This window comes from Moorena sp. SIO1F2 (assembly GCF_010672755.1).
Classification (GTDB): domain Bacteria; phylum Cyanobacteriota; class Cyanobacteriia; order Cyanobacteriales; family Coleofasciculaceae; genus Moorena.
In genome coordinates this window covers 1-17920 of record NZ_JAAHFV010000107.1, presented here as the reverse complement: position 1 = coordinate 17920, position 17920 = coordinate 1, and the positions used below count along the sequence as shown (strand labels likewise).

The following is a 17920-nucleotide window of genomic DNA, read 5'->3' as shown; positions in this document are numbered from 1 at the left end:
ATATTTGTGAACTAGATCTGTGAACTAGATATTATATTTGTGAACTAGATCTGTGAACTAGATATTATATTTGTGAACTAGATCTGTGAACTAGATCTGTGAACTATATTTGTGAACTAGATCTGTAAACTATATTTGTGAACTATATTTGTAAACTATATATGTAAACTATATTTGTGAACTATACCGATAGCAAAGCAATAAACTTAATCATATTTATATATGTAATATTAAAAACCAGTGTCAGCTTTCGGTGTTGCCAGTTTGACCTGAATTTTCTCTAGGTATTAAGTTAAGTTAACCCATGACAAGCAACGGTGTATTCAACCCTTGAGCAAAAATATCGACGTCTTCGCCAAGAGCTGATTGCCGGTGGGATCACTCTCGGGGGTGTATTTCTGATTGGAACTCTGTGGTATCGGGTGGTTGAAGGCTGGGGCTGGTTGGATTCAGCCTACATGACGGTAATCACGCTTTCGACAGTGGGCTATCAAGAAGTACGGCCGATGGGAGATCGGGCAAGACTATTCAGCATTTCTCTGATTTTTATGGGCATTATTAGTATCGGTTACATTGTTAACCGGTTTACAGAAGCCCTAATTCAAGGCTACTTTCAAGATGGAATTCGCATGAGGCAACAGAAGCGCTTGCTAGATAGTTTGACGAAACACTACATTTTGTGTGGGTTTGGACGGACTGGGCGTCAGATTGCTGTAGAATTTAAGGCTGAGGGAATCCCATTTGTGACAATTGACTCCCGATTGGAACAGGTTCAAGCTGTCCAGGATATGGGTTGTATTTCTGTACACGGAGATGCCACCTTGGATGAAACTCTGCTAAATGTGGGGATTGAACGGGCAATTTGTCTGGTGGCTGCCCTGCCCTCAGATGCCGAAAATCTCTATATTATCTTGTCTGCCAAAACCCTCAATCCCCGAATTCGAGCCATCGCTCGTGCTAGCTCTGAAGAAGCTGTTCAAAAATTGCAGCGAGCTGGTGCAGATGCTGTAGTTTCTCCCTACATCACTGGTGGTAGACGCTTGGCAGCTGCAGCCCTTAGACCCCAAGTCATGGATTTTGTGGATGGGATTCTAACCGGAACTGATAGCTCTTTTTATATGGAAGAGTTTCTGCTAGACCCCGAAACCTGTCCTTGCGTGGGCAAAACCCTCAGGGAAGCCCGACTGCGATCGCAAACTGGTGCTATGGTCTTAGCAATTCGCCGGGATTCCGGTCGTCTGATTGCTGGACCAGACGGTGACACTAAACTCATACCAGGAGACCTACTGATTTGTATGGGGACAGCTGATCAATTGCGTGAGCTAAACCAGATTCTCGGTCCAATCCGTTCCAATTTGCTACGACTGCCCAAGCCAAAATAGATCTTGGGCTTAGAAGGTCAGTTGATTTTTTGTTGAAGGTTGAAGGTTGAATGTTGAAGGTTTAATGTTGAATGTTGGAGGTTGAAGGTTGAAGGTTGTTCGCCTTTGGCGTCCGATTTAGGGTAGGTTGACGGTTAACTGTCAAGACATCATGTCATGTCTAGTGGTGCCCGGTAGTGTTCTTTGTCGTTGGTTTTTTTTGGGTAATTGTATGGTCAGGGAGTAATTACAATTACCAATTACCTTTTACCCAATTACCTTTTACCCAATTACCTTTTACCCAATTACCCTATCCTTTACAGTATTGATGCTGCCGGGGATGATATCAGTTTTGATCTAATTCAGTTTCAAGGTATTCACCGGCACTTCATCCCAAGACTTAACTGTGCGTAATCGGGCAACCCAACCCGCTGCTTTTTGCTGATCAGTCAAGTTATTCTGAAACGACTCGTGGCAATCCCTCGCCTGCTCTTCGTTGCAAGTGGCAATACAAGAGTATAGAAGACCCGATGGATCAATCTGCTCGTTTACCCAAATAGTCATTAGTGATTTTATTAATATAAACCGATATGTAAATTACCCTATGTCATTTTTGCCGTTGACCTGCAACTAGATGTTTAGGGTCGCAGCTGTATATACCTCGTAGTATAGCATTTGAGCAACATTAGTCAGTCGAAGCCGGATCAGTATACTCAGCTAGCTGATTGAGAGCCGTCCCAGTCACTCGACAAATTCTCCAGTCTGGCAATACTGCTGCTCCCATATGTTCATAAAATGCCATCGCAGGTTCATTCCAATCCAGTACACTCCATTCTAAACGCCCATAGCCACGCTCCACTGCTAGCTGAGCCAGGTAACTGAGTATGGCTTTACCGATACCTTGGCGGCGAAATTCCGGTAATACAAATAAATCTTCTAGATAAATTCCCGGCTTAGTTAGAAATGTGGAATAGTTGTGGAAAAACAGTGCAAATCCCACCCCTTGACCACCCTGTTCAACGATAATCGCCTCTACATAGGGTTTAGCGCCGAACAGGTGTTCTTTCAGGTCATCAGCATTGCCAGTGACAGCTTCGGAGAGTTTCTCATACTCTGCTAGTGCCTTAATCAAATTAAACAGAATCGCTACATCAGCTTCTGTGGCTGGTCTTAAGGTAAACTTACCCATAGTGCTGGCAAAGGGACAATAAAAAAGACAATTTGACTATTTATCATATCCCTTCTCTGGTAATGGGTAATGGGTAATGGGTAATGGGTAATGGGCATTGGTGACAGTTAAGCAGGCATAGCAATTTGTCAAGCCCTCTGAGTGTGGGAAAGGAGACAAATCAAGGGGAGGTTTTTTTCTCCTGGTACGAGGGGCTTTGACAACCCCCTTTTCTTGGTTCTCGAGAGCAGTTAAATAGGCCACTGGGTCAGTGGCTTTCCCTTGATGATAGGCAACTCCAAAATGATACAGTCCGCGAAAAACCATTTCTACAGAAATACACTCCATTGGTATTGATAATTCTGTTCGCGTAGCGTGGCCAAAGGCCTTAGCTACCTCATCGGATAGGTCGATTAAGACCACATAAAATAACCAAGTAGCCCACAATTGTAATTGAATACCATTGACAGAACCAGTCCACAAGTAACTCAAACCCAATAAGCGTTATTCGAGTGATAAAAGTCTCCTCAATTCGCCAGCGACGAGCGTACAAATCAGCTACGAGGTAGGGAGGTAAAACTTCAGGCTCTATCACAGAAGTTAGGTAGCGATACCATGTTGAACCATGTTTTACCACGACTTACGTAAGTTGAGAATTGGATTACCTTGATAACCTGTTCCCAACCTAATTAGTTGGTCATGATGTTGTCCAGAGTGACTCAAAGTGCGTACAGATTTATATTTTCCTTTCCCTTTGAGCCTGGTAATGAAGTCAGATTTACCCAAGATTCAACTCCTCAAAAAAGCGAAAGTTCCAAAACCCTCTATCTAAGATGAGTAGCGTTTTGGCTGGGATCAATTCTAACAAGTTGGGCACAAAGTTACTCTCATGGGTGTAAGGATTAGATTTAAACCAGGTTTCGACTGGAAAGCCTGTTTCTTCTACCACCGTACAGATTCTACCTCCTAATTGACCCAGAGGTACTGTTTCTAAACTTTTTAGCTTACGAAACAATGCCTCTAATGTCGAAGCATCCACTAGACATCTCCAAAAAACCATAACCCAGTCACAGCAAGGAAAACAAGTTTGTCAAGACCTAATTTAAAATTTAGCTTTAAGAACGAATTAATAATGGTTTGAAGACACAAAATCTAATTTTATAGGAAAAATATGGCTCATGATAACGTCAATCAATTGCTCTGAAACATCCGATTTTATTACTTATAAAATTAGCGAACCAATTCTTAATCGCACTAATCCGCCAACCGTTAAAAAAACTGATTTATATCGAGTTTTACGCAAACTAAATCTTTCTTGAGATATTTTTAAAAATTTTAAAACTCTAATTAAATGTTCAATAAAAATTCGATTAGATGATAAAGCTTTATTTTCGGATTTTTGAGTCTCTGTTAATTCTCCATTATTCGGTTTTTTATAGGGAGTTGTGATTTGAGTTTCTCCAATGTAAGCTTTATCCCCACTAAAAGTTTGTTGATCATTAAATTTACTCAAAGTTTTTCGACAGATTTTAATATCACTCATAGGGCCAGGTTTTCCGATTACTACATCGACAATATCTAAGGCCGTAGGCCACGCTACGCGATCAGCTTTTGGTAAAACAATAAATTGATTTTTAAAAGTATGTATTTTTTGCTTTTATGAATAATTTTTTTTTTGCTATTGATAATCAGAATGTCTTTCAATAGACTGCTCAGTACTGTCTAAAATAAATTCATCATTATCTAATTGTTCAATAAGTTTTTATTCTTTTTGAAACTTTTTTACTTGTGATAATCAACTGGTAGGTAAGTCGTTGTCACAATTTTTTTGCCAATAATTAAAAATATTATGAGCCGTTGATTCACTGATTTTAAAAATAAGTCCTAAAAGTTGAAAGCTCAAATGATACCTTAAATAAATTAACATTAAAACGATTTGCTCTGACTCTAATAGTTTAGGATGATTTCCTCCTCCTGCTTGATTGATTATAATTTTAGTTTTCTCAATTTCTTCTTGCTTTCTTTTATTGAGAAGCTTACCTAGTTAAATTAATTGCTATAATTGTTGATAATCAATACCTAATAGTCTTTTGGTTTGTTTAGGTTTTTTCTGGATATAGTTCCAAGTATATTTTTCCATTTATTTTTTTGGATCGAACAATATTTACTTATTATAGTCTATTTTTTGGAATTTGATTATATTATGGAAATGTCTACTATCCACAAACGTTCAAAATACTTTCTCGCTCTTTTAACGCTTACCGGACTTTCTCTGTTTCTTTGCTGCCAACGTTGGTTTAACAAAACTAGTAAGTCTTTTAGTACTCTTTGAAACAATGATGCTGGAAAGGTTAAGAATCTTTGAGATAGGGCTTGTTGAGACACTTTCACTGCCTTCGCCCACAGCAAGTTTTCCCTTGCTAGCATTCGATTGAGCTCTGTTACTGATGGTACTTGCCGACCCAGTAAACTCAATACCACTGCCAGCATCTATGGGTTACTCAATATCCTGCTTCTCATGTCTAATGAGCGGTAGTAGGCTAGTTGATTGTACACGCAAGGTTTGACTAAATCTTCTAGTTGTTGAGCTATGACAATGTTCATCTATATTGGGCTGGTTTCGCGGTCTGGTGTGGTCTCTAATACTTTTTTGGCGGGGGAGCCATTCTCTTTTTACCTTTGTAACCACCGATACTTCAGTTAGTCTACGGTTCGCGAGCCGCATATGCTGGTGCTCGAAGCGATCGCACAGTTTGGGGTTAGCGATCGCACAGTTTGGGGTTAGCGATCGCACAGTTTGGGGTTAGCGATCGCACTGAATAGTTTACCTAGTACAGGATACAGCAATTTATGGAAAGTACTTGACAAATTGCTATGCCTGCTTAACTTGTCACCAATGCCCATTCCCCATTCCCCATTCCCCATTCCCCATTCCCCATTCCCCATTCCCTAGATTTAGTACTAATGTTGCTGCATAAGTGACATGCTCCCGTCCGTCATCGCTTTGGACTCTCCAGAATCATCTGGGTTGGAGATAGAGGCATTATACTAAATCCGGTTGTCATACCCCATTAAAAAAATGCTTAGAGGCTGTTTGAAAAGGGGTAGGGGTGTAGCAAATTATGCTAAGCGCCGAACCATCAGACGAATCATGGGGATGTAAATCATGGTCTCGGAGTTTTGAGGCAAATACTCATAATCTTGACTTTGAGCGTCGATACCAATTCCACTTTCCCTAGGTGCGCTCAACCACCACTAGCTTTTTGAGGAGAATGAAACCAAAGGATTCTTCGGGACGCAGCACGAGTTGCACAATCATTCCGTTGGTATCCTAGACTTACCGTAGAAAAGGCTCACCGCTATATCCTCCGTCCACCACTACCAGATAGAGGCGACGAACCTGCTCTCCCAAATGCTGTAAACGGCCATTGACTTGCTTGCCTGCTTCCCTTTCCGGAACATTGGCTGCTGTGACCTTAACGCACATTACTAGCCCCAAGGTATCCACTACCGTGTTGCGTTTTCGTCCCTTGGTTGCAATGTATGTGTCGTAACCCACAGCTTTATTCACCCGGAGTGCTAGTGGGAACACTCTGACTATCCATGGCGCACCTCCCTCGGACTTTCAACGAGCCATGACATGACTCGGTTCAAACTTCGTAAACGTTGATGAATCACATCCCAAGTTCCATCCAAGCGCCAGTTACGGTGCGGAGGTGTAGACTGTCTGCCAGGCCGGAAAATCATCCGGCAGATCTCGCCATTTACACACTTAGACCTCGTAGAAAATGGCGTTGATGACTGAAAACATGCAGACACGGCTTCGACGAGCCCCTTTCAATGCTGGAGGCAGCAGTGGCTTAATCAATTGAAACGGATCATAAGTCAGATTACTCGTATATACTTTACTCATTGCTCTCACGGCCTTGTGTGTATTTTTCCTTAATCACACTTTACCCCGTGTGAGCTTTTTTACTCTCTCTCATACTTTTCAAACAGCCTCTGAGAATGAAACAGCCCTGCCCGGATAATACCGGGCATCGACTCTAATAGTTAGAATAGATACTGGTTGAGATTAATTCCCGGCGATATGCACCACCACCTCCCGGTAGTGAGCCTGTCGGCGATGCTCCCAAATATAAATGCCTTGCCAGGTTCCTAAGAGCAATCTCCCCTGAGCAATAGGAATCTGTTCCGATGTTTGAGTCAGCGCAGTGCGGATATGAGCAGGCATATCATCGGAACCTTCGGCACTATGGCTATAGCTTTTGCCATCTTCTGGTACTAATTTAGCAAAAAAGTTCGATAAATCCGTGAGCACATCAGGATCAGCATTTTCCTGAATTACCAAACTTGCGGAGGTATGACGGAGGAAAATGGTACACAGTCCAGTCTCCAGTCCTGATGTAGCAACCACAGATTGAACTTTCCCGGTAATGTTGGAGAAGGATTTACCGGTAGTCTTGATTTTGAGTCGTTGTTGATAATGAGTCATAGAAGGCTTGGTTAATCTAGCCACTGCTACCCGAGCTGTTTCAGTTCCTCGGATGGTGTTTCCGAGGTTTCTGTGGCTACAGCTGTTGGTGGATTGACAGGAGACTTATCCACCACAGGTGTTTCCAAGGTTTCTGTGGCTACAGCTGTTGGTGGATTGTCAGGAGACTCATCCACCACAGCACCAGTTTCTGATGACTCTAGAGTATCTTCTGATAACGACTCAGGGACGGTTGCCAATTCTTCTGTATACAACTTATCCAGTTGAGCAGCAGTTTCTGATAACTCTGGCTTTTCTGCTGATTCTGGCTCAGTTGCAGATTGATTGTCACTCGACTCATCTGCCTGCTCGGAATTTTCCGATGCCTCTGGATTCTCCGGTTCCCCATCACGCCAAGGGGAATCATAGTGATTCCAGGGCAGAATTGGCTTGTTGGGCAGGTTACGGGTCAAGACAGTGATGTTCTCTGGGTCTGGTTCCGGTAAACTCAAGGGTTCTCCGGAGGGTTTTTTATTAACCTGTTTAGAATTCATAGTCTCAGCGAAAGCCAACAATACATCACATCAGTTTAAGCGCAGGAATGCAAAACTCTGCTATGACATTCAAAGTAATAATCAAGGCAACCCCCCAAGTTACATAAGCAGAATACTTCAACGATAGAGAAAAATCTTCTAATCGCTGCCTGTTTGCATTATAAGTCTCTACCAGATTAACCAGCATCTGTAGCTGGTATTGTTCTGGTGAGAGTACCAGGTAACGTTCTAGGAATTTTTTATCTCCCAAGTTGGGACTGACTGCTATCTGACGCGGGAGAAAAGCACGGATTAGTAGGGTAAAATTAAGCATAAATCCCAGTATCTCGGCTATACCAAATGGGCTGCGGAAAAATACTAGCCCAGATATGGTTAAACTCGTTAACAAGGCTCCGTTAGTGACAAACAAGATATTGAGCTTTGTGGTCAAGGTTTGACTGCGCTCCCTTTGTTGATCAAGTACCATACGAACGTCTCGTGCTGCCAACTCTAGGCTGGGGAAAGAGGTCTGCTCTTCAGAGGTCTGTTCTTCAATAGTAGAGGTTTCTGGTGTTTCGATGGACTTTGGGATAGAATTTTGGCTATTCTGGATCTGTTCTATAAGCGAATCTACGGTAGATATCATGGCAGGGGCTATTTAGGCTATTTAGTGTGAGTCTGGAGGTAGTTAACAATATCTTTAGCAATCTTGTCTGTTCCATCCTTTACCAAGCTATGAGATTTTCTGGGAGGCTTGGGAGTATGATGGAGGAATTCCCAGTTGCCGTGGAAAAATTCTGTCGGTGTTAAAATCTGATGGTGACCGTAGTCTTGCACCCCTTCTATTAGGATAGCGGCTTCAGCAAATCCCGAGCGGGTAACTGAAGAAATTGGGATATCCAGGCGTAAGGCTTCAGCAAAAGTACTGTACCCCGCTTTGGAAATCACTCGCGAGCACAAGGGCATGAAATCCACTGGTCGATAGTCGTGACCCTTGATTTTCAGTAAATTGGGTAAATCTGGTGCTTGAGAGTCAAATGTGATAAACTGCCAGTTAGGGAATCTAGATAGATTATGGTAAGGAATTTGTTCCAACCCTAATCCCCCAAAGGTGAGTAAAGCAGTTTTAAACTCTGGAGACTTCAGATCAAAATGCTTCCTTAATTGATCTGTACTGTATCCTGGTGATCCCCCTGTTAAGCCCACATCGGTGATCTGGGTGAACGCGCTCATGGGTTCATGTAAAGGAAGGCGAAATAAGCGATCGCATTTTCCATAATACTCACTGATCCAATCGGCAATCTCAGCAAACTCTCCTCCCCAGTCTCGATAGATGAAGTCCCAGCCAAAGTTACTCATCATCCAGCAGGGAATGTCAGCCGCTTGAGCAATACCTACAGCTAAGGGGGGAATATCGGCTAATATCAGCCCTACTCGATTGTTACGAATAAAGTCAACCTCACTAGCAATAATTGATCTAGCATTGGAACGAATTTGCTGTAGTTTGGTTAAGGTTACCTCTTTATCCATTGTTAAGCTGTCGGTTTGAATAACACCAACATCAAAAGCCCGTGGGCGATGAATAAAATCCCCCGGAATGTAGGATTCTAATAACCAGCGTGGTATTGTTGTTACTAGAATCAGTAAGATATCCGGACACAGTCGTTGAATAGCCGCAGCTACGGAGGCAGTACGTACAGCATGACCAAAACCGTGGCTAGTGATAGCGATGTATAAAACTGGTCTAGACATTCTAGGAGCTCAGGTATTGAGTTAATTGAAGGCTTTCATGCAGGCTAACAAAAATAAACCACAAGTGGCTAACTTTGGCAGTTATAGCACTACGCATTCAGGTGTTTGACATTCCTAAACTCCGAAACTTAGTCATAGCTTACTTCTAACTTCTGACTTCTGACTTCTGACTTGCGCGTAGCGCTATACTACCTTGATTATAATTTCCACACTTTAAAATTGAATTCAGAAAAAATTTAAAGTTTTTTTTTAAAGGAGTTGAAAACCTGAGGGGGCGACGAAATAATCTAAAACGCAGACTCTATAGCAGAGAAAGAGTTGGTTAGGACAATACTCTGAAAGCATTATCCAGAGCATCCTGCAAACAATCAAATTCCTCAATGGTCTTCCGTAAATGATGTTTCAGTCGAGACCAAAATTTCTCAATTTTATTTAGGTCAGGTGAATAAGCAGGCAGAAACAGAAGCTCACACCCTGCCTGCTCGATTAATATCAAGTTCGGATAATTAGTTATAATTAAACTTCCCTTCCTCTGAAAAAACATTGCATTGCCACTCGCTATGCCAAAAACCGTCACTGTTGAATCCCATTTGAGTTCGGAGGAACTCTACTCTCGTTACCGGGCAAGCACCTCCTCGGTGCAACGCAGTCACTATCAAATCATCTGGCTACTTGCCGATGGGAAAACTCCAGCAACGGAAGCTCGAAGTTACTGGTTATAGCCGAATTTGGAAAAACCCAACTTCTGCGACGTTATAACCAGCACGGACCAAATGCTTTGGGGGATCAACGACAGTCAAATCCGGGTTCGCCAACTCAACTCAATGATCTACAACTTGCACAACTGTGCCTTGTCTTAACCGGACCGGCTCCTGATGGAGGGTTATGGAACGGTCGTTTGGTAGCTGATTGGTTAAGTGAATTGACAGGAGTTGGGATTAGCCGTTATCGAGGATGGGAGTATCTTCGGGACATGGGTTATCGCGCTATAGTCCCGCTCACCCCAACATCAGGAAACTTCCAAACTCCCGCCAACAGCAGTGGAAAAAAAATGACCTTTAGAGCTGGCATATCTTCAAGTCTTATACCCGATCGCAGACATTGAGGTGTGGGGAATGGACGAACATCGTTTGGGGCTACTGCCAGTGATGGGTCGAGTCTGGACACTTGAGGGGGAACAACCGATTGCCCAGGTTAAACATCAATAGAGCGTGGTTGTGGGTCTATGCTTTTGTTCACCCGGAGTCGGGAGAAACCTATTGGTGGCTTTTGCCATTTGTGAATACACAACTGTTCAACCCTTGTATTAGCAGATTTTGCCCGAGAATTTCAATGGGGCGTGGAATTTACGAGTGTTACTAGTAGTAGACCAAGCGGGATGGCACATCCCTAAAGATGTGGTGTTACCTGTTGGCATTCATCTGTTTGAGCTACCGTCACATTCGACTCAGTTGCAACCTGCGGAACGGTTGTGGCCGCTGGCTAACGAGATTGTGGCCAATCATTCCCCCAAAAATATCAACTCCGAACGAGGATTTATTGGTCTATCGTTGTCAGCAATTGCTGGGTCAGCAAGACGCTTATTGGGGGGCTGACTTGCTTTAAGTGGTGGCCGAAAACCCGCGAAATCTAATTATAAGTAATCATCCGAACTTGATATAATTTCTTGATGTAAGCGTCAGCTGTGAAAACTTGCCCTATCCATGATTACTATCTGCCCCGGTAACAATTCTGGCATTAGGAAAAACTCTACCCACATTTCTATAAGATTAGTGTTGCAGTATCCCACGAAAGTCATCGGAGCAATAATTTGACCACTCGAAGTTGCTCCTACCATACTGATTCGCTCCGTTTTGTGTCCTAATTTGAGGTCGTAATATCGTGTTCGATTTCTCACACCAACCATAAGGATAGTCCTCTGTGTCATCAACTCCCGCTTCATCCACATACACTATTCGCTGTTTGGCATACTGGCGCTTTGTATTTGAGAAATTTCCCTCGTTCCTCTTCATTTATTTCTTTGTATCCATAAGTTTTTTTTTCTGGTAAATCCAATACGTTTCAAAGCTTTGCCGATGGTAGTGTGACTTATTTCTTATGGCCACTTTTTTGCCATCTGTTTTTGAGTTGTGCCACCGTTTTATGCACGCAAATTGGCGAAACTCCTCTAAATCTCGGATTTTTGGCTGTGGCCACGGGTGATAGTTTCTCAAGGCGTGTGAATGTTCCTCTTTGTTCTCTGGCTTTTAGCCAAAGGTCTAACCTATTACGGCTCAGCAAGCAGCATTCGGCAGACTTGGCTTTTTTTCTCTCCACGATCTACTGCTGCTACTGCTTTTGCTCGCTCTGCATCCCTATATGGTGATGGCATTTATCCCTCCTTGCTACACTCCATATTATCTCTCTTCTGTCACTCTAGGCAGATGAATAATAAAAATTATCCCAAAAATAGACAAAGTAACGCAAACAATCAAACTCATTCATTAGATTTATAAGCCTAGGTAAACCCAAAGAAAGCTGAGGAATAGGAAAAACTTTAAGCCACCGGCTAATTATATTAAAACTAAGATAAGGCTTAATAATTAATCTAAGATTATTAAGAATATTTTTCCAGCCCTTTCTTTCATTCCACCAATCATGTTGTTGAAACTTTTCTGATACAGGTGTAACCATTGGGTTAAAAGAGTCACTGTGTAGAGACACCATTAAATACGCCGACATAACTAATTGCCACCATTTCTCAATTTGAGCATAATTAGTGACGCGAAAATCTGCCCAACATAATTCACTTTTACTTTGTTTAAATCCATATTCCACCCAAGCTCTTATTTGATAAATTTTCCCGACTTTTTTATAGTTAATTTTTGGAATTTTCGTCATAACCAACCAAGTTGAATCGTCTGATATTGTCTCTTTGTCAGTTGTAATCTCCCAATATTGTCTTAATCCTCTCTTTCCATAAATAATTTCTCTGTCTTGATGCAGTCGCTCATGGTTTGAATTTACCGTAAGATAGTGGAGCCTTATTAAAAAATATTTAACCCTTTTCTGCATAACCTGCTAACTATAAAGGCTCCACTATCTAAGGTTTTGTCTCCGGGGGAACCCCCAAGACCGCGCAAATCACGCTAATATATCTTTTTGTGATCTTACCATCCCAGCCTTGATGCTCAAATTCTCGCCATTTATTTGCTCTGACTTTTTGCTCTTTTGGTAGCCACACTCCATGATTAGAGCGGATTGCTACTGCATACTCTATGTTTAAGTCCTCGATTACTGACCTAAAATTACTGCCACTTTCCCCATAAAGACTATCAGCTAATACTCTTTTTATATTAAAACCCATTTCTTTTAGCTCTTTGATTATTTCTGCTCCAAGTACTGGCTTGCTTTTGTATTTATCTCCTTCTTTTAACCTTCCTTTTGGCTTGAAAATCTTAAACTTTAATGGGAAAGTCATCCCTTCCCAATGTCCATAAGCATTTACTGAGACAATCCCATTCTCTACTTTTACTAGATTTCCAATATATTGTCTTTTGACATAGTCGGTTTTTTTTACTTTCTTATTATCTCCTGTTTCATCTATTATCACATCTATTTCCCTGCCTTCTAACACAGTTAAGATGATGCCTAATCTTCTTGACTCTAATTCTTTGGCTGACCAAGGTGACAAGCTTTACGAAATGGTGTAATCCTTGTGCATTTTCTAACCCTACTACCTTAGCTATCTCCGGTAAACTCTTTCTTTTTATGTCACTAAGCACGTCCCAAATGAATGTATTTAAAGTACTCATAGGCTCTTACTTCTACAAATAAGTTTTTGTACAATTCACAGTATGTATCTACTTTTCTCACTGTGGAAGCAGCCTGTCTCGCCTCTACCATACTCGAATAAAGGGTTTCATAGGTTTCCTCTTCATTTTACTTCCCCGAGAGTGACAGAAGAGAGTTATAGCGGTTTGCGCTTAAATAGAGTATAATATAATAAATATTATAAAACTCCAATAATGAAAGCATATTCTGTTGACATAAGAACGAAAATTATCACAGCTTATCTAGACGGCGTTCGCGTAGCGTGGCCTTTGGCCAGGGCTCAATGACGCGGTTAGCTAAAAGGTTTAAAGTGAGTCGTAATTTTGTATTTAGAATTATTAAAAAAATTCAACAAACCGGAGATATATCACCGGGCAAACAAGGGAATAACCGAGCCTCTAAATTAGAACCATTCACGGAATTTATCAAATCTATGTTGTCAGAGCATCCATCATTAACTCTGTCGGAAATGGTGGAAATACTTGAAAAAGAGAAAAAAATTACTGTCCACATTACTACTTTGAGTCTAATCTTAAAAAAACTTAACATAACGCGAAAAAAAAAACGCTATATGCTAGTCAAGCCAAAAGGTCAAGGGTAGCTATATTAAGATGTCTTTATTGGCAGAAAATTACTAATTTTTTACTGGGGGGGCGACAAGCGGCCTGTAACCCTTGATATATATTAAATTGAGCTAATTATGGTAAAAAAAGATAGGTCATAAATTGTCAATACGACCTACCAATTGAAAATGATACCAGAATTATATCAAAAACATCTAAAAAATCTACTTTCTGAATCTCAATTATTGTTTTTTTCTATTGTACTAATTATTAGACAAGATATCAAAAATATTAAACTAGAAAAAATTGCCGAGTCATTACCTTTACCTATTCAGGTTAATTCAAGACGTAAAAAACTACAGAGATTTTTATCATTACCAATATTTTAGCTCAAATTATTGTGGTTTCCAATTATTAAAAAATGGCTGGATCAAACATTTAATAAAGAGTCAAAAATCTATTTGGCTATCGATAGAACTAATTGGAAATATAAAAATTTATTTATGATTAGTCTAATTTATAAGAACCGAGCAATTCCAGTTGATTTTGAACTTATTTCAAAACTTGGCTCAAGTAATTTTTCAGAGACGAAACCTTGAACAGTGGAGCCTTTATGGGTGAACGGTTATGCATAAAAGGGTTAACTCTTTTTTAATAAGGCTCCACTGTTCTACGGTAACTTCAAGAACAAACAAAAATCCTATCAAATATTATAGAGCTATTTGATGGCTATCAAGTTATAATTTTGGTAGACCGAGAATTTTGTTCCGTCAAATTGGCTAAATGGTTAGATACACAAGCAGGGTAAGCGCAAGAAAATTTATGGGTTCGATATGCTAGAGTTTAAGGGAATGGAGGTTTCTAAAACCTTAAGCATATACCTTGTATCCATGCTGGCTCGTTTAGCTTTTTGACGAGTACTGCGTTTATAGCTCGTTTCAAGATTGAGTAGATTAAGACTTCCTAGCTTAAGTAAAGCCATATTCTGTGGGGCATGCCCTGTACGAATCCGCGTCGCATCCTCCCCAAAAGTCACATCTAATACGAGCGTGAAGTTGGTTTTCAATAGACCAGTGCTGCCGAATAGCTTTGCCCAACTTTTGAGCATGGGGTGGTAAAGAAGTCAGGTAAAACATCACTTCGCGGGTAGTCTTGTTCCTTTGATGGCGGGTGCGAATAACCATCACGATACTCTGTAATCCAGACCACTTGGACTGTTGGTATAAATCGAAGTCTATTTGCTCAACAGAAACGGCCCAAACAATCGCGCTTTTCAGTACGATGGTGTGCTGATTCTACCCGCACATCATAGCTATACTCAACACTCTCAAACTTATTAGCAACAGCAGTTTCAAACCATCCCTTGACCTGCTCGAACAAAGTAGGATGATTCCCTTTGAGTGCCAGGACATAATCAGCACCCTTAGCACGAATACCACGGACTATCTCATGCTGAGTTCCCATGGCATCAATAGTAATGATGCATCCGCAGATGTCCAATAATTCTAGTAAGGCGCTTTATCGCTGTAATCTCATTGCTTTTATCATCCACTTTCACAAGACCTACGAAACAGCCGATGCTCACTCGCTATCGCACTAACCATATGCAAAGCGGATTGTGCTTGGTTGCGGTCATAGGAACTCTTGAGTTGTTTGCCATCAATGGGAATCACCTGTGCTCCATTATCCGTCACTAAACTACTTAACCAACTCTGGAAACTATCCTCTTTGGCCCTCGGTGAGATCTTCTCAAACACTCGCCTGTACGTATCTGCACAGGGAATTCCATTGGGTAATGCTAAAAAGCTCCCCAACCATTGGTGGTGGCTAATCCCATAAGTTTCGATATCTTCCCACCCCGTTGCGCCCCCAATGGTGGCGTCGGGTGCAATCATCACAATACTTACAAATGGATGAAGCACCCCTTGTTTCCGGAGCGGATCACTTAGGTTCTCAAAATGCTCGAGCATAAGCGGCTGTTGCTGTTGACCATCCAGGGCTGGCAGTAATGGCAAGGATTTGCGACTTGTTAGATTTGGGTTCGTGGGTGTATCAAAGCTTTTAACCATTGGATTGGATACCTTGATGGTGACATCGGTTCCTTTAGCATATTATGAGTTCATTTTTCTTGCGCTTACCCTGGATACACAAGGCTTTACCTTTTGTTTAAGACTAAAAAAATCCTGGGGGGGCGACAAGCGCCCGAAAACCCATGTGGGGTAATAATTTGACCAAATTATGGTAAAAAAAGATAGGTCAGTAATTTTCAATAAGACCAATAAAGCTGAAAATGATACCTCTATTTTACCAAATACACTTAGAAAATAAACTAGTACGTTCTGAATACTTGCTTTGTTCTCTTTTAATTAATCTTTTACAAGATATCAAAGAAGTTAGCCTACAAAAATTAGCAACCGCTTTACCCATACCAATTTTATTTGAGAGTAGACGAAAAAAATTACAAAGATTTCTCTCCTTACCAATACTTAATATTGAGCAATTGTGGTTTCCCATTATCACTAGTTGGTTAAGTCAAAATTTTTCTTTTGATGACGTTTTATATTTAGTTATTGATTGACCGTAGGTCACGCTACGCGAACGAACGAGTTGGGCACGGATAAATTTAATAATGGTTAGCCTCGTTTATGACAATAGAGCTATCCCTATATATTGGCAATTGTTACCTAAATTAGGCTCAAGTAACTTGACGGAACAAATTCAAATATTCGAGAAAATTTTACCCTGTCTTGATGCAGTCGCTCATGGTTTGAATTTACCGTAAGATAGTGGAGCCTTATTAAAAAATATTTAACCCTTTTCTGCATAACCTGCTAACTATAAAGGCTCCACTATCTAAGGTTTTGTCTCCGGGGGAACCCCCAAGACCGCGCTGCATCGCTTATTTAAAAACTATCAACCCCTCGTATTGGGAGATAGAGAATTTTGTTCTGTTAAATTAGCCGACTGGCTAAGGAATAAGTCTGTACAGTTTTGTTTGAGGCTAAGAAAGGATGAATTTGTGGAATTAGAGAATGGAATTTGGAGAGAGTTAAATGCTTTAGGATTAAAACCCGGATTATCTTTGTTTCTTAAAGGGGTAAAAGTAACAAAAAGTCACAAAATTGCTGGTTTTAATATAGCTGGTAAATGGAAACGAAAGTTACAGGGTTGCTCTCCCAAAGAGGGATGGTTTATTTTAACAAGCTTAGATAATCTTACCGAAGCTATCAGAACTTATAAAAAGCGTTTTGATATAGAATAAATGTTTAGAGATTTTAAAAGTGGTGGATATAATTTGGAAGATACTAATCTTTATGGTGAGCGTTTGATATCTTTGATATTACTTGTAGCAATTGCCTATAGCTTGGCGACTTTTCAAGGGCAAAAAATAAAAAGTAAAGGTGTACAAAAATATGTTGGTCGAGTTAAAGAGTCTGGACGTATGGAAAGGAGACATAGCAGCTTTTACATTGGCTTATATGGGCAAAGTTGGGTGAGTTTTATGGAATCGTGTTGGGATTTGGTTAAGGAGTTAATGAGTTTAAATCGCAATAAACTGGAGTATTATTTACGAGGGCTCAGAGCTAGGTTCCTTATTATGGCTACATTCTAGCTTTCATGTCACCCCGTCAGAAAAAAATCGGAACAAATTCAACTTAAAAATTCGGGTTGGACTTCCTTAAAAAATTGTGGATTAAAACCAGGAACTTCATTATTTTTTGAAAATGTCAAAGTTACCAAAACTAAACAAATTACTGGATTTAGTATCGCCTGTAAATGGAAAAAAAGTTATCTAAAATCCGTGACCAAAGAAGGTTGGTTTATTCTAACAAATATGAGCAGTGCTTCGGAAGCAATTTATGCCTATAAAAAACGTTTTAATATTGAAGAGATGTTCCGATATTATAAGAGCGGTGGATATAATATGGAAGGCAGCAATGTGATCGGAAAACGCTTTATATCTTTAGTTATTATAATATCTTTCGCTTATCTTGCTTCCACAAGACAAGGAGAAAAAATTACTAAACAAGGAGTTCATAACTATGTAGCTAGAGTCAAATAATATGGGCGTTCAACTAAAAGACATAGCAGTTTTTATATTGGACTATATGCTCAAAATTGGATTAACTTTATTGATAAATGTTGGGAATTAGTTTATGATTTGATGCGCTTAAGTCGTCATAAGCTCGATAATTATTTACGAGGTATGAGAGCTATGAAGCTTATAGAGTCTACTTTTTAGCTCTCATGTCGCA

General features: G+C 40.5%; 19 protein-coding genes and 9 pseudogenes. 7 read left to right on the top strand and 21 right to left on the bottom strand.

The annotated features are described in order from the left end of the window. The first annotated feature begins 317 nt into the window (after positions 1-317). Positions 318-1382, top strand: a complete 1065-nt coding sequence (locus tag F6J94_RS14855; RefSeq protein WP_293041434.1) for a TrkA family potassium uptake protein — start codon at positions 318-320, stop codon at positions 1380-1382. Positions 1383-1718: 336 nt separating this feature from the next. Here F6J94_RS14855 and F6J94_RS14850 read toward each other — a convergent pair whose 3' ends face one another. The 15 genes and pseudogenes from F6J94_RS14850 to F6J94_RS14780 form a co-directional block, all read right to left on the bottom strand. Next, entirely contained in the window at positions 1719-1925 is a 207-nt protein-coding gene (locus tag F6J94_RS14850; RefSeq protein ID WP_070390789.1) for a glycogen debranching protein, read from the bottom strand. Between the two features lie 121 nt (positions 1926-2046). Next, on the bottom strand, positions 2047-2550 hold the full coding sequence (locus F6J94_RS14845) for a GNAT family N-acetyltransferase (protein ID WP_293026600.1): 504 nt from the start codon (positions 2548-2550) through the stop codon (positions 2047-2049). Positions 2551-2586: 36 nt separating this feature from the next. Beyond that, complete coding sequence (locus F6J94_RS14840) at positions 2587-3021, bottom strand: hypothetical protein (RefSeq protein ID WP_293041431.1); 435 nt, start codon at positions 3019-3021, stop codon at positions 2587-2589. A 286-nt stretch (positions 3022-3307) separates the two neighbouring features. Continuing rightward, complete coding sequence (locus F6J94_RS14835) at positions 3308-3568, bottom strand: hypothetical protein (protein WP_293026609.1); 261 nt, start codon at positions 3566-3568, stop codon at positions 3308-3310. 183 nt (positions 3569-3751) lie between these two features. Continuing rightward, positions 3752-4105, bottom strand: coding sequence for a transposase family protein (locus F6J94_RS14830; RefSeq protein ID WP_293041440.1), 354 nt, complete (start codon positions 4103-4105; stop codon positions 3752-3754). Positions 4106-4324: 219 nt separating this feature from the next. Further along, entirely contained in the window at positions 4325-4516 is a 192-nt protein-coding gene (locus F6J94_RS14825; RefSeq protein ID WP_293041437.1) for a transposase family protein, read from the bottom strand. Between the two features lie 209 nt (positions 4517-4725). After that, complete coding sequence (locus F6J94_RS14820; protein ID WP_293026617.1) at positions 4726-5019, bottom strand: hypothetical protein; 294 nt, start codon at positions 5017-5019, stop codon at positions 4726-4728. Positions 5020-5026: 7 nt separating this feature from the next. Next, positions 5027-5323, bottom strand: a complete 297-nt coding sequence (locus F6J94_RS14815) for a hypothetical protein (protein WP_293041428.1) — start codon at positions 5321-5323, stop codon at positions 5027-5029. Further along, positions 5311-5475 carry a hypothetical protein gene (locus F6J94_RS14810; protein WP_293041425.1) on the bottom strand — a complete coding sequence of 55 codons (165 nt, stop codon included), beginning with the start codon at positions 5473-5475 and terminating at the stop codon, positions 5311-5313. The genes F6J94_RS14815 and F6J94_RS14810 overlap by 13 nt, the downstream gene beginning before the upstream one ends. Positions 5476-5649: 174 nt before the next feature. Further along, a pseudogene (locus F6J94_RS14805) lies at positions 5650-6442 on the bottom strand (IS5 family transposase). Between the two features lie 162 nt (positions 6443-6604). Then, on the bottom strand, positions 6605-7024 hold the full coding sequence (locus F6J94_RS14800; RefSeq protein WP_293029924.1) for a secondary thiamine-phosphate synthase enzyme YjbQ: 420 nt from the start codon (positions 7022-7024) through the stop codon (positions 6605-6607). 26 nt (positions 7025-7050) lie between these two features. Further along, the gene (locus F6J94_RS14795; RefSeq protein ID WP_293029927.1) at positions 7051-7557 is read right to left on the bottom strand and encodes a hypothetical protein; all 507 of its coding nucleotides are present in this window, start codon (positions 7555-7557) and stop codon (positions 7051-7053) included. 25 nt (positions 7558-7582) lie between these two features. Beyond that, on the bottom strand, positions 7583-8182 hold the full coding sequence (locus F6J94_RS14790; protein WP_293029930.1) for a hypothetical protein: 600 nt from the start codon (positions 8180-8182) through the stop codon (positions 7583-7585). A gap of 17 nt (positions 8183-8199) precedes the next feature. Next, a complete protein-coding gene (locus F6J94_RS14785; RefSeq protein WP_293041422.1) occupies positions 8200-9288 on the bottom strand; it encodes a glycosyl transferase in 1089 nt (362 codons plus the stop codon). 322 nt (positions 9289-9610) lie between these two features. Continuing rightward, positions 9611-9778 (bottom strand): annotated as a pseudogene (locus F6J94_RS14780) (transposase); the annotation flags it as partial. Positions 9779-9848: 70 nt separating this feature from the next. On the opposite strand from F6J94_RS14780, the pseudogene F6J94_RS14775 reads away from it, so the two are divergent. Continuing rightward, positions 9849-10893 (top strand): annotated as a pseudogene (locus tag F6J94_RS14775) (IS630 family transposase). Positions 10894-10966: 73 nt separating this feature from the next. On the opposite strand, the gene F6J94_RS34305 reads toward F6J94_RS14775, so the two are convergent. From F6J94_RS34305 to F6J94_RS14760, 4 genes and pseudogenes are all read right to left on the bottom strand, one after another. Then, positions 10967-11125, bottom strand: a complete 159-nt coding sequence (locus F6J94_RS34305; RefSeq protein ID WP_367142212.1) for a hypothetical protein — start codon at positions 11123-11125, stop codon at positions 10967-10969. Continuing rightward, entirely contained in the window at positions 11058-11300 is a 243-nt protein-coding gene (locus F6J94_RS14770) for a hypothetical protein (protein WP_293041419.1), read from the bottom strand. Before F6J94_RS14770 ends, F6J94_RS34305 begins: the two co-directional genes overlap by 68 nt. Before the next feature lie 403 nt (positions 11301-11703). Beyond that, the gene (locus F6J94_RS14765) at positions 11704-12342 is read right to left on the bottom strand and encodes a hypothetical protein (protein WP_293041416.1); all 639 of its coding nucleotides are present in this window, start codon (positions 12340-12342) and stop codon (positions 11704-11706) included. 115 nt (positions 12343-12457) lie between these two features. Further along, positions 12458-13173 (bottom strand): annotated as a pseudogene (locus F6J94_RS14760) (IS701 family transposase); the annotation flags it as partial. A 211-nt stretch (positions 13174-13384) separates the two neighbouring features. Here F6J94_RS14760 and F6J94_RS14755 point away from each other — a divergent pair. The 3 genes and pseudogenes from F6J94_RS14755 to F6J94_RS14745 all read left to right on the top strand — a co-directional run. Then, complete coding sequence (locus F6J94_RS14755) at positions 13385-13702, top strand: IS630 transposase-related protein (protein WP_293041413.1); 318 nt, start codon at positions 13385-13387, stop codon at positions 13700-13702. A gap of 150 nt (positions 13703-13852) precedes the next feature. After that, positions 13853-14260 (top strand): annotated as a pseudogene (locus F6J94_RS14750) (IS4 family transposase); the annotation flags it as partial. An 83-nt stretch (positions 14261-14343) separates the two neighbouring features. Further along, a pseudogene (locus F6J94_RS14745) lies at positions 14344-14463 on the top strand (IS4 family transposase); the annotation flags it as partial. A gap of 443 nt (positions 14464-14906) precedes the next feature. Here the strand turns inward: F6J94_RS14745 and F6J94_RS34300 are convergent. Together F6J94_RS34300 and F6J94_RS34295 are read right to left on the bottom strand one after the other, a co-directional pair. Then, positions 14907-15167: pseudogene (locus F6J94_RS34300) on the bottom strand (ISAs1 family transposase); the annotation flags it as partial. Positions 15168-15208: 41 nt separating this feature from the next. Further along, positions 15209-15679, bottom strand: a complete 471-nt coding sequence (locus F6J94_RS34295; RefSeq protein WP_367142211.1) for an ISAs1 family transposase — start codon at positions 15677-15679, stop codon at positions 15209-15211. Positions 15680-16554: 875 nt separating this feature from the next. On the opposite strand from F6J94_RS34295, the pseudogene F6J94_RS14735 reads away from it, so the two are divergent. After that, positions 16555-17277: pseudogene (locus F6J94_RS14735) on the top strand (IS4 family transposase). 21 nt (positions 17278-17298) lie between these two features. Continuing rightward, positions 17299-17920 (top strand): annotated as a pseudogene (locus F6J94_RS14730) (IS4 family transposase); the annotation flags it as partial.

What these genes read in the sequence shown, in the direction of transcription:
- F6J94_RS14820 (WP_293026617.1), bottom strand. Translation starts at nt 5,019, where the DNA reads ATGCTGGCAGTGGTATTGAGTTTACTGGGTCGGCAAGTACCATCAGTA.
- F6J94_RS34305 (WP_367142212.1), bottom strand. Translation starts at nt 11,125, where the DNA reads ATGGTAGGAGCAACTTCGAGTGGTCAAATTATTGCTCCGATGACTTTC.
- F6J94_RS14810 (WP_293041425.1), bottom strand. Translation starts at nt 5,475, where the DNA reads ATGGGGAATGGGGAATGGGGAATGGGGAATGGGGAATGGGGAATGGGC.
- F6J94_RS14770 (WP_293041419.1), bottom strand. Translation starts at nt 11,300, where the DNA reads ATGAAGAGGAACGAGGGAAATTTCTCAAATACAAAGCGCCAGTATGCC.
- F6J94_RS14850 (WP_070390789.1), bottom strand. Translation starts at nt 1,925, where the DNA reads ATGACTATTTGGGTAAACGAGCAGATTGATCCATCGGGTCTTCTATAC.
- F6J94_RS14800 (WP_293029924.1), bottom strand. Translation starts at nt 7,024, where the DNA reads ATGACTCATTATCAACAACGACTCAAAATCAAGACTACCGGTAAATCC.
- F6J94_RS14845 (WP_293026600.1), bottom strand. Translation starts at nt 2,550, where the DNA reads ATGGGTAAGTTTACCTTAAGACCAGCCACAGAAGCTGATGTAGCGATT.
- F6J94_RS14795 (WP_293029927.1), bottom strand. Translation starts at nt 7,557, where the DNA reads ATGAATTCTAAACAGGTTAATAAAAAACCCTCCGGAGAACCCTTGAGT.
- F6J94_RS14765 (WP_293041416.1), bottom strand. Translation starts at nt 12,342, where the DNA reads ATGCAGAAAAGGGTTAAATATTTTTTAATAAGGCTCCACTATCTTACG.
- F6J94_RS14785 (WP_293041422.1), bottom strand. Translation starts at nt 9,288, where the DNA reads ATGTCTAGACCAGTTTTATACATCGCTATCACTAGCCACGGTTTTGGT.
- F6J94_RS14790 (WP_293029930.1), bottom strand. Translation starts at nt 8,182, where the DNA reads ATGATATCTACCGTAGATTCGCTTATAGAACAGATCCAGAATAGCCAA.
- F6J94_RS14755 (WP_293041413.1), top strand. Translation starts at nt 13,385, where the DNA reads ATGACGCGGTTAGCTAAAAGGTTTAAAGTGAGTCGTAATTTTGTATTT.